Source organism: Sagittula sp. MA-2, from assembly GCF_030126985.1.
GTDB lineage: Bacteria > Pseudomonadota > Alphaproteobacteria > Rhodobacterales > Rhodobacteraceae > Sagittula.
On the sequence record NZ_CP126145.1, the window covers coordinates 939096 to 957475 of the forward strand.

The 18380-nt window shown below is 68.6% G+C and carries 16 protein-coding genes and 1 riboswitch; of the genes, 7 read left to right on the forward strand and 9 right to left on the reverse strand.

Features of this window, described 5'->3' with window-relative positions; all coding sequences use genetic code 11:
- Nucleotide 1 precedes the first annotated feature (1 nt).
- Nucleotides 2-955, reverse strand: a complete 954-nt coding sequence (mreC, locus tag QNI11_RS04755; RefSeq protein ID WP_100927607.1) for a rod shape-determining protein MreC — start codon at nt 953-955, stop codon at nt 2-4.
- A gap of 85 nt (nt 956-1040) precedes the next feature.
- Nucleotides 1041-2087 (reverse strand): rod shape-determining protein, encoded by a 1047-nt coding sequence (locus QNI11_RS04760; RefSeq protein WP_005858869.1) that lies wholly within the window; start codon nt 2085-2087, stop codon nt 1041-1043.
- 573 nt (nt 2088-2660) lie between these two features.
- Here QNI11_RS04760 and QNI11_RS04765 point away from each other — a divergent pair.
- The 3 genes from QNI11_RS04765 (at nt 2661) to QNI11_RS04775 (ending at nt 6487) form a co-directional block, all read left to right on the forward strand.
- A complete protein-coding gene (locus QNI11_RS04765; RefSeq protein ID WP_283982525.1) occupies nt 2661-5165 on the forward strand; it encodes an FAD-dependent oxidoreductase in 2505 nt (834 codons plus the stop codon).
- A complete protein-coding gene (locus QNI11_RS04770) occupies nt 5114-5974 on the forward strand; it encodes a hypothetical protein (RefSeq protein WP_283982526.1) in 861 nt (286 codons plus the stop codon). Before QNI11_RS04765 ends, QNI11_RS04770 begins: the two co-directional genes overlap by 52 nt.
- A 63-nt stretch (nt 5975-6037) precedes the next feature.
- Nucleotides 6038-6487, forward strand: coding sequence for a YtoQ family protein (locus tag QNI11_RS04775; protein ID WP_100927605.1), 450 nt, complete (start codon nt 6038-6040; stop codon nt 6485-6487).
- A gap of 224 nt (nt 6488-6711) precedes the next feature.
- On the opposite strand, the gene QNI11_RS04780 is transcribed toward QNI11_RS04775, so the two are convergent.
- Nucleotides 6712-7413 carry a glutathione S-transferase family protein gene (locus QNI11_RS04780; protein WP_283982527.1) on the reverse strand — a complete coding sequence of 234 codons (702 nt, stop codon included), beginning with the start codon at nt 7411-7413 and terminating at the stop codon, nt 6712-6714.
- Nucleotides 7414-7566: 153 nt separating this feature from the next.
- Between QNI11_RS04780 and mscL the strand changes: the two genes are divergently transcribed.
- Both mscL and bluB read left to right on the forward strand, forming a co-directional pair.
- Nucleotides 7567-7998, forward strand: coding sequence for a large conductance mechanosensitive channel protein MscL (mscL, locus tag QNI11_RS04785; protein WP_100927603.1), 432 nt, complete (start codon nt 7567-7569; stop codon nt 7996-7998).
- Between the two features lie 39 nt (nt 7999-8037).
- Nucleotides 8038-8229, forward strand: a riboswitch (cobalamin riboswitch).
- A gap of 42 nt (nt 8230-8271) precedes the next feature.
- Nucleotides 8272-8955 (forward strand): 5,6-dimethylbenzimidazole synthase, encoded by a 684-nt coding sequence (gene bluB / locus QNI11_RS04790; RefSeq protein ID WP_283982528.1) that lies wholly within the window; start codon nt 8272-8274, stop codon nt 8953-8955.
- A gap of 171 nt (nt 8956-9126) precedes the next feature.
- On the opposite strand, the gene ald is transcribed toward bluB, so the two are convergent.
- Nucleotides 9127-10245 (reverse strand): alanine dehydrogenase, encoded by a 1119-nt coding sequence (ald, locus tag QNI11_RS04795; RefSeq protein WP_283982529.1) that lies wholly within the window; start codon nt 10243-10245, stop codon nt 9127-9129.
- Between the two features lie 148 nt (nt 10246-10393).
- Here ald and QNI11_RS04800 point away from each other — a divergent pair, with 148 nt between their 5' ends.
- Together QNI11_RS04800 and QNI11_RS04805 are read left to right on the forward strand one after the other, a co-directional pair.
- Complete coding sequence (locus tag QNI11_RS04800; RefSeq protein ID WP_100927600.1) at nt 10394-10852, forward strand: Lrp/AsnC family transcriptional regulator; 459 nt, start codon at nt 10394-10396, stop codon at nt 10850-10852.
- Between the two features lie 139 nt (nt 10853-10991).
- Nucleotides 10992-12578: a GMC family oxidoreductase gene (locus QNI11_RS04805; protein ID WP_283982530.1), complete on the forward strand. Its 1587-nt coding sequence runs from the start codon at nt 10992-10994 to the stop codon at nt 12576-12578.
- Nucleotides 12579-12690: 112 nt separating this feature from the next.
- On the opposite strand, the gene ccoS is transcribed toward QNI11_RS04805, so the two are convergent.
- The 5 genes from ccoS to QNI11_RS04830 all read right to left on the reverse strand — a co-directional run bounded on the left by ccoS (nt 12691) and on the right by QNI11_RS04830 (nt 17949).
- Nucleotides 12691-12852 carry a cbb3-type cytochrome oxidase assembly protein CcoS gene (gene ccoS, locus QNI11_RS04810; RefSeq protein ID WP_100927598.1) on the reverse strand — a complete coding sequence of 54 codons (162 nt, stop codon included), beginning with the start codon at nt 12850-12852 and terminating at the stop codon, nt 12691-12693.
- Between the two features lie 35 nt (nt 12853-12887).
- Nucleotides 12888-15074 (reverse strand): heavy metal translocating P-type ATPase, encoded by a 2187-nt coding sequence (locus QNI11_RS04815; RefSeq protein ID WP_283982531.1) that lies wholly within the window; start codon nt 15072-15074, stop codon nt 12888-12890.
- 19 nt (nt 15075-15093) lie between these two features.
- Entirely contained in the window at nt 15094-15561 is a 468-nt protein-coding gene (locus tag QNI11_RS04820) for a FixH family protein (protein WP_100927596.1), read from the reverse strand.
- On the reverse strand, nt 15561-16979 hold the full coding sequence (gene ccoG / locus QNI11_RS04825; RefSeq protein ID WP_283982532.1) for a cytochrome c oxidase accessory protein CcoG: 1419 nt from the start codon (nt 16977-16979) through the stop codon (nt 15561-15563). The genes QNI11_RS04820 and ccoG overlap by 1 nt, the downstream gene beginning before the upstream one ends.
- A gap of 94 nt (nt 16980-17073) precedes the next feature.
- Complete coding sequence (locus tag QNI11_RS04830) at nt 17074-17949, reverse strand: LysR substrate-binding domain-containing protein (RefSeq protein WP_100927594.1); 876 nt, start codon at nt 17947-17949, stop codon at nt 17074-17076.
- Between the last annotated feature and the right edge of the window lie 431 nt (nt 17950-18380).

The window sequence follows — 18380 nt, forward strand, 5'->3', positions numbered from 1 at the left end:
GTCAGCCGTCCTGCCGGGTGTCTTCGCCGGTCTCCGTGCCGTCCTCGTCCGTGGGCGCGCCGTCCGCGGAGGGCGCGGGGCCGGCGTCGGGTAGGTCCTCGGGCAGGATCAGGCCGGAGGGGTTGGCGACCCGGCGCGCGCCGTGGTCGCGCAGCACGCGCAGGAATTCGAGCCGTTCGTAATCCGCCGAGAGCCGCACGCGCAGGCGTCCGCCCGGGTCCTGCGCCACCTGCCCGATGAGCAGGCCGGGGGGGAAGACCTCGCCGTCGCCGGAGGTCACGATCCGGTCGCCGGGGCGCACGAGGTCGGGATTCTCGAGGAAGTCGATGGGCGGGGCCGCGGTGTTGTCGCCGGTGATCAGCGCGCGCTGGCCGGAGGGCTGGATCTCGGCAGGGATGCGGCTGGTGGCGTCGGTCAGCAGGATCACGCGCGAGGTGTTGCGCCCGACGCCCGAGATGCGCCCGACGACACCGATGCCGTCCATGGTCGCCCAGCCGTCGACGATGCCGTCGCGGCTCCCGACGTTGATCAGCACCGACTGCCGGAAGGGCGAGCCGCTGTCGGCCAGCACCACGGCGGTGATGTAGGTCAGGCGCGGGTCGAGACGGACGTTGTTCAGATCGCGCAGGCGGGCGTTTTCCTGTTCGAGCTGGAGCGCGGCCTCTTTCCAGGCGGTCATCTGGCGCAGTTCGCGGCGCAGCTCCTCGTTCTGGTCGGAGAGGCGCTGGTAGCTCTGGAAATCGCGCATCAGCCGGATGGTGCCGGTGACGGGGGCCATGGCCCAGTCCATGTTGGGCACCACGCGGTCGATGACCTGCGCGCGGAAGCGTTCGACGCGCGGGCTGTCGATCCGCCAGACAAGGAAGATGCCGGACAGCAAGAGGACGAGGATGATCAGCAGCAGCCGTTTGAGCGGTGCCGTGAAATCGTCCGAGGATGAGCGGTCACTGGCCATGTCTCAGGGTACCGAAGGCCGGGGGCCTGTCGCAAGGCATGAGCGGCGCGCGATTTTTCCGGAGAAAAACCGCGCCACCCATGGATCAGCTGTCGTAGTCGATGGCGTGGCGGAGCTGCTTTTCGTACTCCAGCGCCTTGCCGGTGCCGAGGGCCACGCAGTTCAGGGATTCGTCGGCGATGGAGACGGCAAGGCCGGTCTGTTCGCGCAGCGCGAGGTCGAGGTCGCCAAGGAGCGCTCCGCCCCCGGTCAGCATCACGCCACGGTCGACGATGTCGGCGGCAAGGTCCGGCGGGGTCGCTTCGAGGGCGGTCATCACCGCCTCGCAGATCGCCTGCACGGGTTCCGACAGCGCCTCGGCCACCTGGGCCTGGGAGATCTCGGTTTCCTTGGGCACGCCGTTCAGGAGGTCGCGGCCGCGGATCTGCATGGAAGAGCCGCGCCCGTCGTCGGGCATCCGCGCCGTGCCGATGGAGGTCTTGATCCGCTCGGCGGTCGATTCACCGACCAGCAGGTTCTGCTGGCGGCGCAGGTAGTTGATGATCGCCTCGTCCATGCGGTCGCCGCCGACGCGGACGGAACGGGCATAGACGATGTCACCGAGCGAGAGCACCGCCACCTCGGTGGTGCCGCCGCCGATGTCGACGACCATGTTGCCGGTGGGGTCGGTGATGGGCATGCCCGCACCGATGGCCGCCGCGATGGGTTCGGCGATCAGGCCCGCCTTGCGCGCACCGGCCGACAGGACCGACTGGCGGATGGCGCGTTTTTCGACCGGCGTTGCGCCGTGCGGCACGCAGACGATGATCTTGGGCTTGGAGAAGGTCGAGCGGCGATGAACCTTGCGGATGAACTCCTTGATCATCGCTTCGGCGGTGTCGAAGTCGGCAATCACGCCTTCCCGCATGGGGCGGATCGCCTCGATGCTGCCCGGGGTACGGCCAAGCATCAGCTTGGCGTCCTCGCCCACGGCCAGAACCTTCTTTACGCCGTCCTTGATATGATAGGCGACGACGGAGGGTTCCGATAGGACGACACCCTTCCCCTTAACGTAAACCAGCGTATTCGCGGTTCCGAGGTCGATGGCCATGTCCGAAGAAAACATGCCAAGGAGCCGATCCATGCCAAACATTCCTACTGCCTCGCTGCCCTAAGGCTTTGCATCTCTGCGTGTCATTGCTCGAAGGGTCCGCGACTCCGAAAGGTGACGCGAACGTCGTCCTTATAGGCTTGGTGCAGCAGGGGCGAAAGGGGGCCTCCGGCTTGAATCAGCGGGGAATCGCCGCATGAGGGGCGCGGCGGTGGATAAGCCCGGGGGGACGCCGGCGTTGACCGAGGTTCGCTGCCACCGTCTCATTCCGCTTGTATTTCAAGGGCGTGATTTGTGACGGCGCGCAATGCGGCAGTGCCGTCCGGGCCCGTCATGGCGCGGCGCGCGGCGGCGGACCGTTGCCGGGACGATGACGGTTCGGTGATGCGGCGGAAGGCGGCGGGGGCGCAGCGGGCTTTGCATTGCGGGCGTCCGATGGCGCGGTTGGCTCTTTGTCCGAGTCCCCGGGGAGTTGAGGGAAGGGGGCGGTCTGTCGCTCTCTGCCTTCGCTGTCGGTTTTGCGCGTCGACATGTCGGGTGGGCCGCGCGCCGGTTGCATGATCCGATAAAAAGGCGGGAAAGAATCCTTGCCCCGGACAGTGGAGTGCGCCCCCGATGAAGACCAATGTCAAAGCCCTAGTCGTCGGCGGTGGTGCCGTCGGCACCTCCATCGCCTACCACCTCGCGAAGGCGGGCTGGGACGATGTCATGCTGCTGGAGCGCGACGAGCTGACCTCCGGTTCCACATGGCACGCGGCGGGCCTGCTGCCGTATTTCAACATGTCGTATGCGACGACCCACATCCACGACTACTCGATCAAGTTCTACAAGACGCTCGAGGAAGAGACCGGCCTCGACGCGGGCTTCTTCGTGGTGGGCAACCTGCGCATGGCGCAGACCGACGCGCGCATGGACGAATACATGGTCTATGCCACCACCGCCGAGACCTGCGGCGTGCCGTTCGAGTGGATGACGCCCGCGCAGATTTCCGAGCGCTGGCCGCTGATCCGCACCGAGGATCTGAAGGGCGCGATCTACCACCCGACGGACGGCTACATCAACCCGGCGGACGTGACCATGGCGATGGCCAAGGGCGCCCGCCAGCGCGGTGTCCTGATCGAGCGCAAGTGGCAGGTGGACGGCTACGAGTGGACCGGCTCCGAATGGAAGGTCACCGTCACCAAGATGGTCGAGAAGGGCGGCAACCTCGTCCCCTCCGAGGAGCAGCAGGTCATCACCGCCGAGCATGTCGTCACCGCGACGGGCAACCACGCGCAGCGTACCGCGAAACTCCTGGGCATCCGCACGCCCGCGATCCCGGTGGAACACCAGTTCATCGTGACCGAGCCGGACCCGGTGCTGGTGGAATGGCGCAAGACCAACGAGCAGCATCCCGTCATCCGTGACGCCGACGCCAAGTGGTACGTCCGCGAGGAGCGTGGCGGCTGGATCCTAGGCCCCTACGAGCGGAACGCGCCCGCGCGATTCCAGTACGGCGTGCCGGATTCGTTCCGCGCCGACCTCTTCCCGCTCGACCTTGAGCGGATCGAGGAAGAGTACATGTCGATGATCCACCGCATCCCGTCGTCCGAGACGGTCGGCCTGAAGGACGACTTCAACGGCCCGATCTGCTACACGCCGGACGGCAACCCGCTGATCGGCCCGGCGCCGGGCCTGCGCAACATGTGGCTGGCCGAGGGCTTCTCCTTCGGGATCACCGCCGCCGGTGGCGCGGGCTACTACCTCGCCCAGATGATGGTCGAGGGCGAGGCAGAGATCGACATGGCCTCGCTCGACCCCAAGCGGTTCGGGTCCTGGCAGACCACCGAATGGTCGGTGAAGAAGAACGAGGAAGCCTACGAACACGTCTACATCCTCCACCACCCGGACGAGGAGCGTCCGGCGGCGCGTCCGCTGCGCACCGGCCCGGCCTATGACCGCCAGAAGGCGCTGGGCGCGCAGTTCGGCTGCGTGAACGGCTTCGAGCGTCCGAACTACTACGGCCCGCTGGATGCGGACGACAATTTCGACCACGATGCGCGCAGCTTCCGCCGCGGCGGCTGGTGGCAGTATGCCGTCGAGGAGGCGAAGGCGATCCGCGAGGGCGTGGGCCTGATCGACGCCACCGCCTTTGCCAAGCACACCGTGACCGGCGCGGGCGCGACCGAGTTCCTCGACCGCTTCACCTGCAACAAGCTGCCGAAGGTGGGCCGGATCAACCTGACCTACGCGCTGACCTCGAAGGGCACCACGCGGACGGAGTACACCATCGTCCGCAACGGCGAGAACAATTACTACCTCGTCTCGGCGGGCGCATGGCAGGCCTATGACCACGACTACCTCGTGAAGGCGGCCGAGGACTTCATGGCGGAGACCGGCAAACTGGTGATCGTGCAGGACGTGACCACGCAGTGGGGCGTCTTTGCCATCGCCGGACCGAAGACCCGCGACGTGCTGGGCCAGATCATCCGCGACGCGGAGCCGGAGACCGCGCTGTCCAACAAGCGCTTCCCGTGGCTCTCGGCCCGGCAGATCGAACTGGGCATGTGCCCGGTCAACGCGATCCGCGTGGCCTACACCGGCGAACTCGGCTGGGAACTGCATCACCCGATCGAGATGCAGAACTACCTGTGGGACCTGCTGATGAAGGCGGGCGAGGCACACGGGCTGAAGCCGGTCGGCGCCCGCGCCCAGAACTGGCTGCGGCAGGAGAAATCCTACCGCGCCTTCGGCAACGAACTGGGCCGCGACGCCACCCCCGCGGAGGCCGACCTGCCGCGCTTCATCGACCTGTCGAAGGAGTTCTACGGCAAGGCCGAGATGGAGGCGAAGGGCATCCGCTCCAAGTGCGTGACGCTGCTGGTCGACGGCCCGGCGGACGCCGATCCCTGGGGCCGCGAGGCGCTGTACACGCCGGAGGGCGCGCGCGTGGGCCGTCTGACTTCGGGCGGGTATTCCGTGGCCTTCGGCAAGTCCATCGGCATGGGCTACGTGAAGCCGGAGTTGGCTGTGGAGGGCACGAAGCTTAAGGTCAGGATGTTCGACCAGCTTTGGGATGCGGAGATCACGTGCGACAGCCCCTACGATCCGAAGAACGAGACGATCCGCAAGGACGTCTGACCCCTGATACCCGTGCCGGGCGACTCCTCCGCCCGGCGCTGATCCTCGTGCTGGCCGTCGCCCTTCTGGCGGCGGCCTTTTCCGCGAGGAACCCGGCGACACGCGCCGCCGAGGGCTATGCCCGCGACATCGCCGTGGCCAGCGCGGGCACCTACCTGACGCTCCGGACGCTGAACGCCTTCCTGTCGACGGCGCAGGAACTGGAGGTTGGCGGCAGCTTTGTCGTGCAGGGCAGCGCGCAGCCGCTGAAGTGGCTCGAGCCGGTGGACGACACGGTCGAGCGCATCGCGCAGGTGGTGTTCTTCGTCATGGTGGCGACGGGCGCGCTGTCGGTGGCGCTGGCGCCCGCGTCGGGTCTGGGCTGGGCGGTGCTGGCGGGCGCGGCGCTCTTGGCGCTGGTCACGGCGGGGCGCGGCCGGGGCGGGCACGTGGCGCGGCGGATGGGGCTTTACGGCACCTTCCTCGCGCTGGCCCTGCCGGGGGCGTTCCTCCTGTCGGCGCTGCTGGCGGACCGCATGACGGAGGAGGTCTGGGCCCGCCACAGCGCCATCGTCGTGGAGATCACCGCGCAGGTCGATCCTGCCGTTGCCGTGCCCTCGGAGGGGAGCGGCGTCATGGGCGCGCTGCAGGGCGCGCGGATGGAGTTCGAACGCTATTCCTCCATGGCGGGCGCGCTCTACGACCGCTCGGACGCGCTGGTGCAGAGCCTGATCGCGCTCCTGGCGGTGTTCCTGTTCAAGGTGCTGGTCCTGCCGCTGCTGATCCTCGCGGGGGCTTGGATCGGACTGAGGGCGCTCGACGGGCGGTGACTTGCCATTCCGGGCGGGTCGGTTAGGTGTCTGGGATCATCCAAGCGAAGGGGAGGCCGCAGCATGGCATTCAGGGTTTACCTGTCGGGCGAGATCCACACCGACTGGCGCGACCGCATCCGCGACGGCGCGGCGGGTCTGGGCATCGATTTCGACGGTCCGGTGACGGATCACGGCAACAGCGACGACTGCGGGGTGGCGATCCTCGGGGCGGAGGACGACAAGTTCTGGCACGACCACAAGGGCGCCAAGCTGAACGCGATCCGCACGCGCAAGGGCATCGCGGAGGCCGACGTGGTCGTGGTGCGCTTCGGCGAGAAGTACAAGCAGTGGAACGCGGCCTTCGACGCGGGCTATGCCGCGGCGCTGGGCAAGTCGCTGATCATCCTGCAGCCGGAAGAGCACGACCACGCCCTGAAGGAGGTCGACGCCGCGGCGCTGGCCGTCGCCCGCACGCCGGAGCAGGTGGTGCAGCTTCTCGCCTACGTCATCACCGGCACGCTGCCCGGCTGACGGGGGGGGCGGCGCGGAGCCCCGCCCTACCTGAGGTCGCGCTGGTCCTGCGTGGGTGCATCGGCCAACGACTCCGCTGTCTGGCCAGGCGCAGGGCGGCGCACAGCCCCGCCCTACATGGGGCCGGAAACCGGCGCCACGCATCGGCCCGAGCGGGCCGGTGCATACCTTCCAAGCGGCGCGACACCCCGTAGCGCGGGGCTTTGCGCCGCGTCCCTCGCGCGTCAGCCCTCGCGCGCGGGGATATTCATGCCGCGCTGCACCGCCGGGCGTTCGTAGAAGCGCCTGACGTAGGCCACGCAGTTGGGGTGATCCTCCCAGCCCACCACGTCGCGCGCGCCGTAGAACTCGAGCGCGTTCAGCCACGGGCAGAGTGCGATGTCGGCCACGGAATACGGTCCGGCGATCCAGTCCTGGCCTTCCAGCGCACCTTCGACCACACCCAGAAGCCGCCGCGCCTCGTTCACGTAACGGGTGCGCGGTAGCGGGTCCTTCACGTCCTTCCCCGCGAACTTCCAGAAGAAGCCCAGCTGCCCGAACATCGGGCCGACGCCGCCCATCTGGAACATCAGCCACTGGGTGATCTTGTGCCGCTCCGTCGCGGTGTCGCCCAGGAGCATCCCGGCCTTTTCGCCGAGGTAGAGCAGGATGGCGCCGGATTCGAACAACTCCAGCGGCGTGCCGTCCGGGCCGTTCGGGTCGATGATCGCGGGGATCTTGTTGTTGGGGTTGAGCGCGAGGAACTCCGGGCTCTTCACGTCCTTGTCCGCCAGGGTGATCTTGTGGACCTCGTAGGGCAGGCCGGTTTCCTCCAGCATGATCGAGGCCTTCACGCCGTTGGGCGTCGGGAAGGAATAAAGCTGGATGCGGTCGGGGTGCGTCGCGGGCCAGCGGCGCGAGATCGGATGGTCGGCAAGAGCGGTCATGAAGCGTGTCCCGGTTGATGAAGGTCGTCCGGGCGACCCTAGCCCGGCATTTCCCGCTTTCCCAGCCGATCCGCCGTGACATAATCCGGTTTGTGAGAAAACACCCCGCAGGACATGCGAAAACGCATGCCGGCGCTCTGACGGAATGGGACAATGATTAAAGAATTCAAGGACTTCATCGCCAAGGGCAATGTCATGGACATGGCCGTGGGCATCATCATCGGCGCGGCCTTCACGGCCATCGTGCAGTCGCTGGTGGGCGATATCATCAACCCGATCATCGCGCTGTTCACCGGTGGCATCGACTTTTCGGGCTGGTTCTACGCGCTCGACGGCAACGAATACGCTTCGCTCACCGCGGCAACGGAGGCAGGCGCCCCGGTCTTCGCCATCGGCAAGTTCATCATGGCGGTCATCAACTTCTTCATCATCGCCTTCGTGGTCTTCATGCTGGTGAAGATGGTCAACCGTGCCAAGGCCGCCGCCATCCGCGAACGCGAGGAAGGCCAGCCGGCGGAGGCCACGCCCTCCGGCCCGACCGAGCTCGACGTGCTGCTGGAGATCCGCGACGCGCTGAAGCGCTGACGGCCAAGGCCGGGGCACTTGCGCGACGGGGCGGGATTTGCGATCCCCTCCGGGTCAGGTGCCCCCGTCCGCGGGGGAGAATCGGGAAGCCGGGGAAGAACCGGCGCGGGCCCGCCGCTGTGACGGGGACGGGAAGAACAGAAGGCCACTGGGCGCCGCGCAGGCGTTCGGGAAGGCGTCCCTTCCGGAGGATCCGAAGCCAGAAGACCGGCCTGACGGCATGGCGGCCCCGCCTGGAGAGCGGGGGCGCGCAGGCCTTCGGGAGGTGTCCCCATGACAGGAGCGGTGGAAAGCCGATCCCCTGCGCCGGTTGCGGCGCGCGAGTTTTCGGATGAGGAGCGGCAGGCGCTCTACGACGTGATCGCCCACAGGCGGGACGTGCGGAACGAGTTCCTGCCCGACCCGGTGGACGAGGACGTGCTGCGGCGCATCTTGGGCGCGGCCCATGCCGCGCCCTCGGTCGGGCTGTCGCAGCCCTGGGACTTCATCCTGCTGCGCGATCCGGCGCGCCGGGCGCAGGTGCGGGCCGCGTTCACCCGCGCCAACGAGGCCGCGCAGGCGATGTTCCCGCCGGAGAAGCGGTCGGCCTATGCCGCTCTGAAGCTTGAAGGCATCGAGAAGGCGCCCCTGAACATCTGCGTCACCTGCGACCGCACCCGCGGCGGGCCGGTGGTGCTGGGGCGCACCCACCAGCCGGAGACGGATCTCTATTCGACGGTCTGCGCCGTGCAGAACCTGTGGCTGGCGGCGCGGGCCGAAGGCATCGGCATAGGCTGGGTCAGCATCTTCGACGAGGCCGACCTGCGCCCGATCCTCGGCCTGCCCGCGCACGTCCGCGTGGTCGCATACCTCTGCATGGGCCACGTGAAAGAGCTGTTCGAAGGCCCGGAACTGGAGGCGCGCGGCTGGGCGCGGGCGCGGACGCTCGACGCGTATATCCGCGAGGAGGGCTGGTAAGGCCCTGCGCCGCCACGGCCGCCAAAACCCGCCACCGCGGGCCCTGCACGCCGGGCGGGGCACCCGTTCGAAGGCCTGCGGCCTTGCTTCTTTGCTTCCGAAATACTCCGGAGGGGTTCGGGGAGGCAGAGCCTCCCCGACGGGTCGCCGTGCCCAGCACGGCGAAACCGCTCAGGCCGCCAGCGCCGCCGCGGGCGTGATCGCGGCCAGGCCCAGGGCCTCGCCCACCGGCGCGTTGGTGATCCGGCCGGCGTGCACGTTCAGGCCGGCGGCCAGGTGCGGGTCGTCGGCACAGGCCTTGCGCCAGCCCTTGTCCGCCAGCGCCAGCAAGAAGGGCAGCGTAGCGTTGCCGAGCGCCAGCGTCGAGGTGCGCGCCACCGCGCCCGGCATGTTCGCCACGCAGTAGTGCACGATGCCGTCCACCTCGTAGATCGGGTCCTGGTGGGTGGTGGCCTTCGAGGTCTCGAAGCAGCCGCCCTGGTCGATGGCCACGTCGACGATCACCGCGCCGGGTTTCATCGTCGAAAGCTGCGCACGGCTGACCAGTTTCGGCGCGGCGGCACCGGGGATCAGCACGGCGCCGATGACCATGTCGGCCTCGGCCACCAGCTCGGCGGTGTTCCCGGCAGAGGCGTAGCGCGTCCGGAAGACCGCGCCGAAGACGTCGTCGAGGTAGCGCATCCGCGACAGTGACCGGTCGAGCACGGTGACCTCCGCGCCCATGCCCGCGGCAACCCGCGCCGCGTGGGTGCCGACAACGCCGCCGCCGATCACCGCCACCCTGGCGGGGCCGACGCCCGGGACGCCGCCCATCAGCACGCCGCGGCCGCCGTTGGCCTTCTGCAGCGACCATGCGCCGACCTGCGGCGCCAGACGGCCCGCGACCTCGGACATGGGCGCCAGCAGGGGCAGGCCGCCCCGGTCGTCGGTCACGGTCTCATAGGCGATGCAGGTCGCGCCGGAGGCGATCAGGTCGCGGGTCTGCTCCGGATCGGGGGCGAGGTGGAGGTAGGTGAACAGCACCTGGCCCTCGCGCAGCATGGCGCGTTCGGGGGCCTGCGGCTCCTTCACCTTGACGATCATCTCGGCGGTGGCAAAGACCTCTGCCGCGGTGTCGGCCAGCGCAGCGCCGGCGGCGGTGTAATCCTCATCGGTGAAGCCGGCGCCGAGGCCCGCGCCTTTCTGGACGATCACCGAATGGCCGTGCGCCACCGCTTCCTGTGCGGCGTTGGGCGTCAGGCCGACGCGGAATTCCTGTGGTTTGATTTCTGTGGGGCATCCGATCTTCATGTCGTGATCCTTTGTGCCTTTGGTCCTGTTGGGGTGCGCAATTATGCCATGGGAGCCTTGCAAAAGGGTGCGAGACTGGGGCAACTTTGCGCACCGCCGCGCACGATTGTTCGACGGTTTGCAGGGCAAGCGGGAGGAATCTTCGAATATGGCGCTGGACGAGACGGATCGGCGACTCCTCAGGGTGCTTCAGCGCAAGGGCCGCATGTCGAACGCGGACCTCAGCGAACAGGTCAACCTGTCGCCCTCGGCCTGTCACCGGCGGGTGCAGCGGCTGGAGGCGGAGGGCTACATCCGCGACTACGTGGCGCTTCTGGATGCGCGCAAGCTGGCGCTGCCGACCACCGTCTTCGTGGAGATCACCCTGCAGGCGCAGGCCGACGAGGTGCTGGAAGCCTTCGAGACAGCCGTGTCCCGGGTGCCGGCCGTGCTGGAGTGCCACCTGATGGCGGGCACGGCGGATTACATCCTGAAGGTCGTGGCCGAGGACACGGAGGATTACGCCCGCATCCACCGCCAGTACCTGACGCGCCTGCCGGGCGTGGCGCAAATGCAGTCGTCCTTTGCGCTGAAGACGGTGTTCAAGACCACGGCGCTGCCGGTCTGAGGCGGGGCGCCTGTCCCGCCCGGACGCAAGGTCGCCGGACCTGCCCGTGCCCCGGGGACCGTGACGCACGCGCCCCTGTGACATTGCGGTGCCCCCCGCGCTGGGCCAAGGTGGCGGCGGAGCAGAGAGGGGGGCAGAAATGCAGGGCAATTGGGATCACATCGTGGTGGGCGCGGGCAGTGCGGGCTGCGTGCTGGCGCGGCGCCTGTCGGATGCGGGGCGGCGGGTGCTGCTGCTGGAGGCCGGGGGCCGCGACAACTACCACTGGGTGCATATCCCGATGGGCTACCTCTACTGCATCGGCAACCCGCGCACCGACTGGTGTTTCCGCACGGAGGCCGAGCCGGGTCTCGGCGGACGGCAACTGCTTTATCCGCGCGGCAAGGTGCTGGGCGGCTGTTCGTCGATCAACGGGATGCTCTACCTGCGCGGGCAGGCGGCGGATTACGACGGCTGGCGGCAGATGGGGCTCACCGGCTGGGGTTGGGACGACGTGCTGCCCTATTTCCTGAAGTCGGAGGACTATGTCGGCGGCAAGTCGGAGTTCCATGGCGCAGGCGGCCCCTGGCGGGTGGAGAACCAGCGCCTGCACTGGCAGGTGCTGGACGACTGGATGGCCGCCGCGGAGGCCGAGGGCCTGCCGCGCACCGAGGACTTCAACACCGGCGACAACGAGGGTGTGGGCTATTTCCGGGTGAACCAGAAGGGCGGCTGGCGGATGAACACCGCCAAGGCCTTCCTGCGCGGGGCGCGCAAGGATTTCCTGAAGGTGGAGACCGGCGCGCATGTGAAGCGGCTGGTCGTCGAGGAGGGGCGCGCGGTGGGCGTGGTCTTCGAGCAGGGCGGCACGGAGCGGGAGGTGCGCTGCGTGTCTGACCTGATCCTGTCGGCGGGGGCGATCGGATCGCCGCATATCCTGCAGTTGTCCGGGATCGGGCCGGGGGCGCTGCTGGCGGAACACGGCATCGACGTGGTGGCGGAGGCGCCGGGCGTGGGGGCGGAGTTGCAGGACCACCTGCAATTGCGCTGCGCCTGGCGGCTGGAGAAGGCCAAGACGCTGAACACGCTGGCCAATTCGCTGTTCGGCAAGGCGCTGATCGGGGCGGAATACGCGTTCCGCCGGTCCGGGCCGATGTCCATGGCGCCGTCGCAGCTGGGCGCCTTTGCCCGTTCGCGCGAGGGGCTGGCCACGGCGGACCTGGAGTACCACGTGCAGCCGCTGTCGCTGGAAGCCTTCGGCCAGCCGCTGCACAACTTTCCGGCGCTGACCGCCAGTGTGTGCAACCTGCGCCCCGAGAGCCGGGGCACGGTGACGCTGGCCTCGCCCGATTTCCGCACGGCGCCGAAGATCGCGCCGAACTACCTCGCGACGGAGGGCGACCGGCGCGTGGCCGTCGACGCGATCCGGCTGACGCGGCGGATCATGGCGCAGGGGCCGATGGCGAAATACGCGCCGGTGGAGCTGAAGCCGGGGCCGGATTTCGAGAGCGCGGCGGAGCTGGCGGAGGCGGCAGGGCAGATCGGAACGACGATCTTCCATCCCGTTTCGACCGTGCGGATGGGCCCGGACGACAGTGCGCCGCTGGACGGCGAGATGCGGTTCCGCGGTGTGGGCGGGCTGCGCGTGGTCGATGCCAGCGCGATGCCGCGGATCGTGAGCGGCAACACCAATTCCCCGGTCATCATGATGGCGGAGAAGGCCTCGGACATGATCCTCGCCGGGTGAGTGTCGTGCAGGAAGCGGGGGCGCTGCCCCCGTCTCCCTCCGGGAGACTCCCCCGAGGTATTTCTGCCAAGATGAAGGGCGGGGCGGTCCCGGGTGGGGGGCGTTTCGCGGGTCAGTCCTGTTTCGGGCGGTCGTCGTAGTCGCCCGAAAGGATGCGCTGGGCGTCGCCTTCGGGGTCGTCGTACTGGTTCGAGCGGATCGTGAAGACGAAGAACAGGAGGCCCGCGACGCCCAGCACGAGGGAGATCGGGATCAGGTAGGTGAGGACATTCATCGGTCGTGTGCCTTTCGGGCCGTTTCGGGGGCGTCTCAGCGCAGCCGGAGGGCGTTCAGCGAGACGGTGATGGAGCTAGCCGACATGGCCAGCGCGGCGATCAGCGGCGAGCAGAGGCCCGCCACCGCGAGGGGCACCGCGACGATGTTGTACCACGTGGCGATGGTGAAGTTCTCGCGGATGCGCTTCACGGCCTTGCGGGCGGTGGCCGCGGCCTCGGGGAGCGGCGCGAGGCTTTGGCCCAGCAGCACGATGTCGGAGGCCACGCGCGCCGCGTCCAGCGCGGAGGCGGGCGAGATCGAGACATGCGCAGCGGTCAGCGCGGCGGTGTCGTTGAGCCCGTCGCCGACCATCAGCACGTGTGCGCCCTGATCGGAGAGCGCCTTGATGCGGGCGGCCTTGTCCTGCGGCAGGGCCTCGGCCATCCACTGGGTGATCTCGAGGCGGGCGGCGAGGCTTTCGACCGCCGCCGTGGTGTCGCCGGACATCAGGATGACCTTCAGGCCGGATTGCCGGAAGGCGGCCACGGCCTCGGCGGCGCCGTCGCGCAGGCGGTCGGTGAAGAGGAAGGCCTGCGGTGGCGCATCGCCGATCTGCAGCCAGGCGGCGGTCTGGTCGGTGGCGGCGCCGCCGACCCAGGCGGCGCGGCCGAGGCGCACCCGGCGTCCCTGCCAGGTGCCGCTTGTGCCGTAGCCCGGGACCTCGGTCACGTCGGAGAGGGGAGCAGGCGCGATGCCCGCCGCCCGGGCCGCCGTGGTGAGCGCGCGGGAGAGCGGATGGGCGGACCCTTCGGCCAGCGCGTGGGCGATGGCGAGGTCGGCCGTGGTGAAGGCGTCGAGGTTCACCGGCTCCGGCGTGCCGGCGGTCAGCGTGCCGGTCTTGTCGAAGACGACGGTGTCGACCTGTGCCAGCCGTTCCAGCGCGGTGGCGTCCTTGATCAGCAGGCCCTTGCGGAACAGCCGGCCCGAGGCGGCGGTGGTCACGGCGGGCACCGCGAGACCCAGCGCGCAGGGGCAGGTGATGATCAGCACGGCGGCGGCGATGTTCAGCGCGGTGCGCACGTCGCCGCTGTAGACCAGCCAGCCGAGGAAGCTGAGCGCGGAGAGGATGTGCACGCCCGGCGCGTAGAGCTTGGCCGCGCGGTCGGCGAGCGAGGTGTAGCGCGAGCGGCCCGATTCCGCGATGGCCACGAGGTCGGCCATGCGGGCGAGCGAGGTGTCGCGGCCCACGGCGCTGGCGCGGATGGTCAGCGGGCCGGTGAGGTTGACCTCGCCTGCGCTGACGGCGGTGCCGGGGGTGCCAAGTACGGGCAGGGTTTCCCCGGTCAGGAGCGAGCGGTCGCGTTCCGAGGTGCCGTCCACGATCTCGCCGTCGACGGGCATGCGGCCGCCGGGGCGGACGCGGATCAGGTCGCCGATGCGGAGGTCGGCGACGCTGACCTGTTCCTCGCCCGTCCCGGTCAGGCGCCAGGCGCGGGGCACTTCGAGGGCGGCCAGTTCCTCGGCCGCGGAGCGCGCGACGGAGCGGGTGCGGTGATCGAGATAGCGGCCCGTGAGCAGGAAGAAGGTCAGCGCGATGGCCGCGTCGAAATAGGCGTGTTCGCCCGAGAGCGACGTTTCCCAGAGCGAGGTGACGACAGCCAGCAGGATGGCGAGGCTGATCGGCACGTCCATGTTGAGCGCGCGCGCGGCCAGCGCCCGCCATGCGTTGACAAAGAACGGCTGGGCGGAGAAGGCCACCGCCGGCAGCACGATCAGCGCAGAGATCCAGTGGAAGAGGTCGCGTGTCTCGCCCGCGGCGCCTGACCAGACGGCGATCGACAGCAGCATGACGTTCATCGCGGCGAAGCCCGCCACGGCGAGGCGCATCAGCAGGTCGCGGCCTGCGCGGTCGGTCGCGGTGGCCGAGAGCGCCGTGGTGTCGAGTTCATGCGCCTCGTAGCCCGCCGCCTCGACCAGCGGGATCACGTCGTCGGCGGTCAGGCCGGTGTCGCCCGCGAGGCTCACGCGCTTCATGGTCAGGTTGACGCGGGCGCTGTGCACGCGCGGATCGGCGTTCAGCGCGCGCTCCACCTTCGACATGCAGGCGGCGCAGTGGATCGTCGGCAGCGAGAGGACGATATGCGCGTCTTTCGGGGCCTCGAGATCGGCCAGCGACTGGGCCGCAGGGGCGGCGACGCAGGCGGGGCAGGCAGAGGCGGGCGGGCGCATGGTGGCGTTCATGACGGGGGGCTTTCGCGGCTCAGGGCTGATACATTTCGAGGCGTTGTTCGAAGGGCGTGCCGTCCATCGCGGTGGCGTTGATCCAGAGATCCCAGTTGCCCTTCGCCAGCTCCTCGCGCGCGACGTAGGCGGTGCCGTCCCAGCGGAACTGCGGGACGCGGTCGGCCTTCTGGTGGGTGGGACGGCCGAGGATCACCTCCATCTTGGCGGCCTGCACCGGGACGCCCTTGTCGTCGACGATCTTCAGCACCAGCAGACCGCCGTCGTGGGTGGCGGAGATGTTCCAGCCGAGCGCCTGCTGCGCGGCGCGGCGGACGTCGAAGGTCTGCGAGGCGATGTAGGAGTTCCGGGTCTCCAGCCCCGGGAAGGTGCGCACCGCGTTGACGGCGAGCGCGACGTTCACCGCAATGATGAGCCCGAAGGCTGCGACGAAGCCTGCCAGCACGTGCCAGCCGGTGAGGCGGAATTCCTTGCGGACATCGGCCATCAGTTGACCCTCCCGTTGAAGATTGTGTCGTTGTGGGCGCGATCGCCGTTGGTCAGGTCCTCGACCCAGAAGCGGAACTCCGTCCGTTCGGATTCGGCGGGGTCGGAGCCTTTCGGCGCCACGACAAAGACCTTCTGCAGGTAGGTCTCGTTCGCGGGCACGGTCACCGTCTCGTAGGGGGTGCCTTCGAGCTGGATGCGCAGGTATTCGTTGCCGTTCAGGGTGATGCGGAAGGGCCGGTCCTCGCCGTGCTTGTTGAGCAGGCGGATATCGTAGGTGTTGCGGACCGAGCCGTCCGACAGGACCACGAAGGTGGGGTTGCGGACCGGGGCCACGGTCATCTCGATCTCGGGCCGGACGAACAGCGCGAAGACGAGGCCGATGCCCACGAGGCTCCAGAGCGCGGTGTACATCATGGTGCGGACGCGGAAGACGTGCTGCCAGATCGGGCGGGGGGCGTTGCCCTCACGCTCGCGCGGTTCGTCGGACAGGGCGAGGTAGTCGATCAGGCCGCGCGGCTTGCCGACCTTGGCCATCACGTCGTCGCAGGCGTCGATGCAAAGCGCGCAGGTGATGCACTCCATCTGCTGGCCGTCGCGGATGTCGATGCCCATGGGACAGACGTTCACGCAGGCGTTGCAGTCGATGCAGTCGCCCAAGGTGTCGCGGGTCTTGCCCTTTCCGCGGGGTTCGCCGCGCCAGTCGCGGTAGGCGACGGTCAGCGTGTCCTCGTCCATCATGGCGGCCTGGATGCGCGGCCAGGGGCAGGCGTAGATGCAGATCTGTTCGCGGGCGAAACCGCCGAAGAAGAAGGTGGTGAGCGTCAGGATCAGCATCGTCGTGTAGGCGACGGGGTGAGCGTTCAGGGTCACGAGGTCGCGCAGCAGGGTCGGCGCATCGGCGAAGTAGAAGACCCAAGCGCCGCCGGTGGCGAGGCCGATCAGGAACCACAGCACCCACTTGGTGATCCGCAGCCGCGCCTTGTGGAAGTCGAGCTTCTTCTGGCGGTGCAGGCGCAGGCGGTTGTTGCGGTCGCCCTCCACCCAGCGTTCCACGAGGATGAAGAGGTCCGTCCAGACGGTCTGCGGGCAGGCATAGCCGCACCAGACCCGCCCCAGCGCGGAGGTGAACAGGAAAAGCCCCAGCCCGGCCATGATCAGGAGGCCCGCGACGAAGTAGAACTCGTGCGGCCAGATCTCGATCCAGAAGAAGAAGAAGCGGCGGCCCGCGAGGTCGATCAGTACGGCCTGGTCGGGAAGCTGCGGCCCGCGGTCCCAGCGGATCCATGGCGTCACGTAGTAGATGCCAAGCGTGACGATCATGATGATCCACTTGAGATTGCGGAACTTTCCGCTGACGCGGCGCGGGAAGATCGGTTCGCGGCCGGCGTAGAGGGAGGTCGGTTGGGTGTCGGACACGGGGGAATCGCTCCGTTAAAGGCTTGTCTGAGTGGCCTTTTCACAGACCGGCCCCGCGACCTCCTTGACCTGCATCAATTTCTGAATCTGCGATCTAGGTTTTCTCGGCGTTGCGCTGGAGCCAGCGCAGGAAAGCCTTGAGCGGCGGCCTCGGCACGCCGGGTCGGGTGACGATCCAGTAGCCTTTCGAACGGGTGTCCTCGAACAGCAGCCGCAGGCGTCCGGCGGCGATGTCGGATTCGGCGAAGACCCGGGCGAGGATCGCCACGCCCTGACCCTGCCGCGCCGCTTCGAGCATCATGTTGCCGGGCAGGGAGGTGAAGCCGAGGCCGCTGTCGCGCTCGATCCCGAACTGGGCGAACCAGCTTGTCGCCTCGTTGGTGCCGTACTCCTGCAGCCAGTGCAGATGCGACAGGTCGGCGGGGCTTTCGATGGGCCGGTCGCCCACCAGCCCCGGCGCGGCCACGACCACGATGGGGGAGCGGACGAAAAGCTCTGACTGGAGGCCGGGCCATGAGCCGTTGCCGTAGCGCAGCGCCATGTCGATCCCGCCCGGTTCCAGCCCGCGCACGTCGGCGGAGGGGTCGATCATCAGGTTGATCTCCGGATGTTCGGAGCGAAAGCTGGCCAGCCGCGGCAGGAGCCAGCCGGAGGCGAAGGTCGGCGTCGTGGAGATCAGCAGCGGGCGGTCGGCATCGGCGCCGGTCAGCGCCTCCAGCGTGGTGGCGATCTGGCCGAAGCTTTCGCGCAGGGTGCGGGCCAGCGTGTCGCCCTCGGCGGTGAGGGCCATCTTGCGGCCGGATCGGTCGAGAAGGGCGAGTCCCAGGTGCGCCTCGAGCGCGCGGAGCTGCTGGCTGATCGCCGCGTGGCTGACGTTGAGCGTGTCCCCCGCGGCGCTGACAGAGCCTGTCTCTGCATAGGCGGCAAAGGCGCGGAGGGCTGCGAGGGAGGGCAGGCGGGACCAATGCATATTCAAGTCTGGCTTACATGAGGAATATATTCCTGGCTCGCATGAAACGGTGTCCTGGGTCAAGTTTTCAGTATCGAAACCGCGACGAAAGGAGACGCGACATGTTCAATATTCTTGCACGCACCGCAATGATAGCGACCTTTCAGGAGGTGCGGCCCGCGCCCCGGCACACGGCCCGGCACGAGCCTTTGCCGAAGCTTTCGTGGACGCAGGAGGATCTGCCCTTCCGCAACCACGCCGGGGCCCGGAGGGGGTACGATGATTGATCCGGTCATCTACCTCAGCCGCTTGCTGGTGCCCCGCGACGGGCGCATCCGCTCGGCCCGCCCGCTTCCGAAGGGGCATGTGCCTGGACTGCTGTTCTGGTGAAAGTGCGCCAGCCGCAAGAACCGCCCGGTGGCGGTGCGGCTGGCGTGAACTGAAGGGGAAAG

What these genes read in the sequence shown, in the direction of transcription:
- QNI11_RS04775 (WP_100927605.1), top strand. Translation starts at nt 6,038, where the DNA reads ATGGCATTCAGGGTTTACCTGTCGGGCGAGATCCACACCGACTGGCGC.
- QNI11_RS04800 (WP_100927600.1), top strand. Translation starts at nt 10,394, where the DNA reads ATGGCGCTGGACGAGACGGATCGGCGACTCCTCAGGGTGCTTCAGCGC.
- QNI11_RS04815 (WP_283982531.1), bottom strand. Translation starts at nt 15,074, where the DNA reads ATGAACGCCACCATGCGCCCGCCCGCCTCTGCCTGCCCCGCCTGCGTC.
- bluB (WP_283982528.1), top strand. Translation starts at nt 8,272, where the DNA reads ATGACAGGAGCGGTGGAAAGCCGATCCCCTGCGCCGGTTGCGGCGCGC.
- mreC (WP_100927607.1), bottom strand. Translation starts at nt 955, where the DNA reads ATGGCCAGTGACCGCTCATCCTCGGACGATTTCACGGCACCGCTCAAA.
- mscL (WP_100927603.1), top strand. Translation starts at nt 7,567, where the DNA reads ATGATTAAAGAATTCAAGGACTTCATCGCCAAGGGCAATGTCATGGAC.
- QNI11_RS04780 (WP_283982527.1), bottom strand. Translation starts at nt 7,413, where the DNA reads ATGACCGCTCTTGCCGACCATCCGATCTCGCGCCGCTGGCCCGCGACG.
- QNI11_RS04765 (WP_283982525.1), top strand. Translation starts at nt 2,661, where the DNA reads ATGAAGACCAATGTCAAAGCCCTAGTCGTCGGCGGTGGTGCCGTCGGC.
- QNI11_RS04805 (WP_283982530.1), top strand. Translation starts at nt 10,992, where the DNA reads ATGCAGGGCAATTGGGATCACATCGTGGTGGGCGCGGGCAGTGCGGGC.
- ald (WP_283982529.1), bottom strand. Translation starts at nt 10,245, where the DNA reads ATGAAGATCGGATGCCCCACAGAAATCAAACCACAGGAATTCCGCGTC.
- ccoS (WP_100927598.1), bottom strand. Translation starts at nt 12,852, where the DNA reads ATGAATGTCCTCACCTACCTGATCCCGATCTCCCTCGTGCTGGGCGTC.
- QNI11_RS04820 (WP_100927596.1), bottom strand. Translation starts at nt 15,561, where the DNA reads ATGGCCGATGTCCGCAAGGAATTCCGCCTCACCGGCTGGCACGTGCTG.
- QNI11_RS04760 (WP_005858869.1), bottom strand. Translation starts at nt 2,087, where the DNA reads ATGTTTGGCATGGATCGGCTCCTTGGCATGTTTTCTTCGGACATGGCC.
- QNI11_RS04830 (WP_100927594.1), bottom strand. Translation starts at nt 17,949, where the DNA reads ATGCATTGGTCCCGCCTGCCCTCCCTCGCAGCCCTCCGCGCCTTTGCC.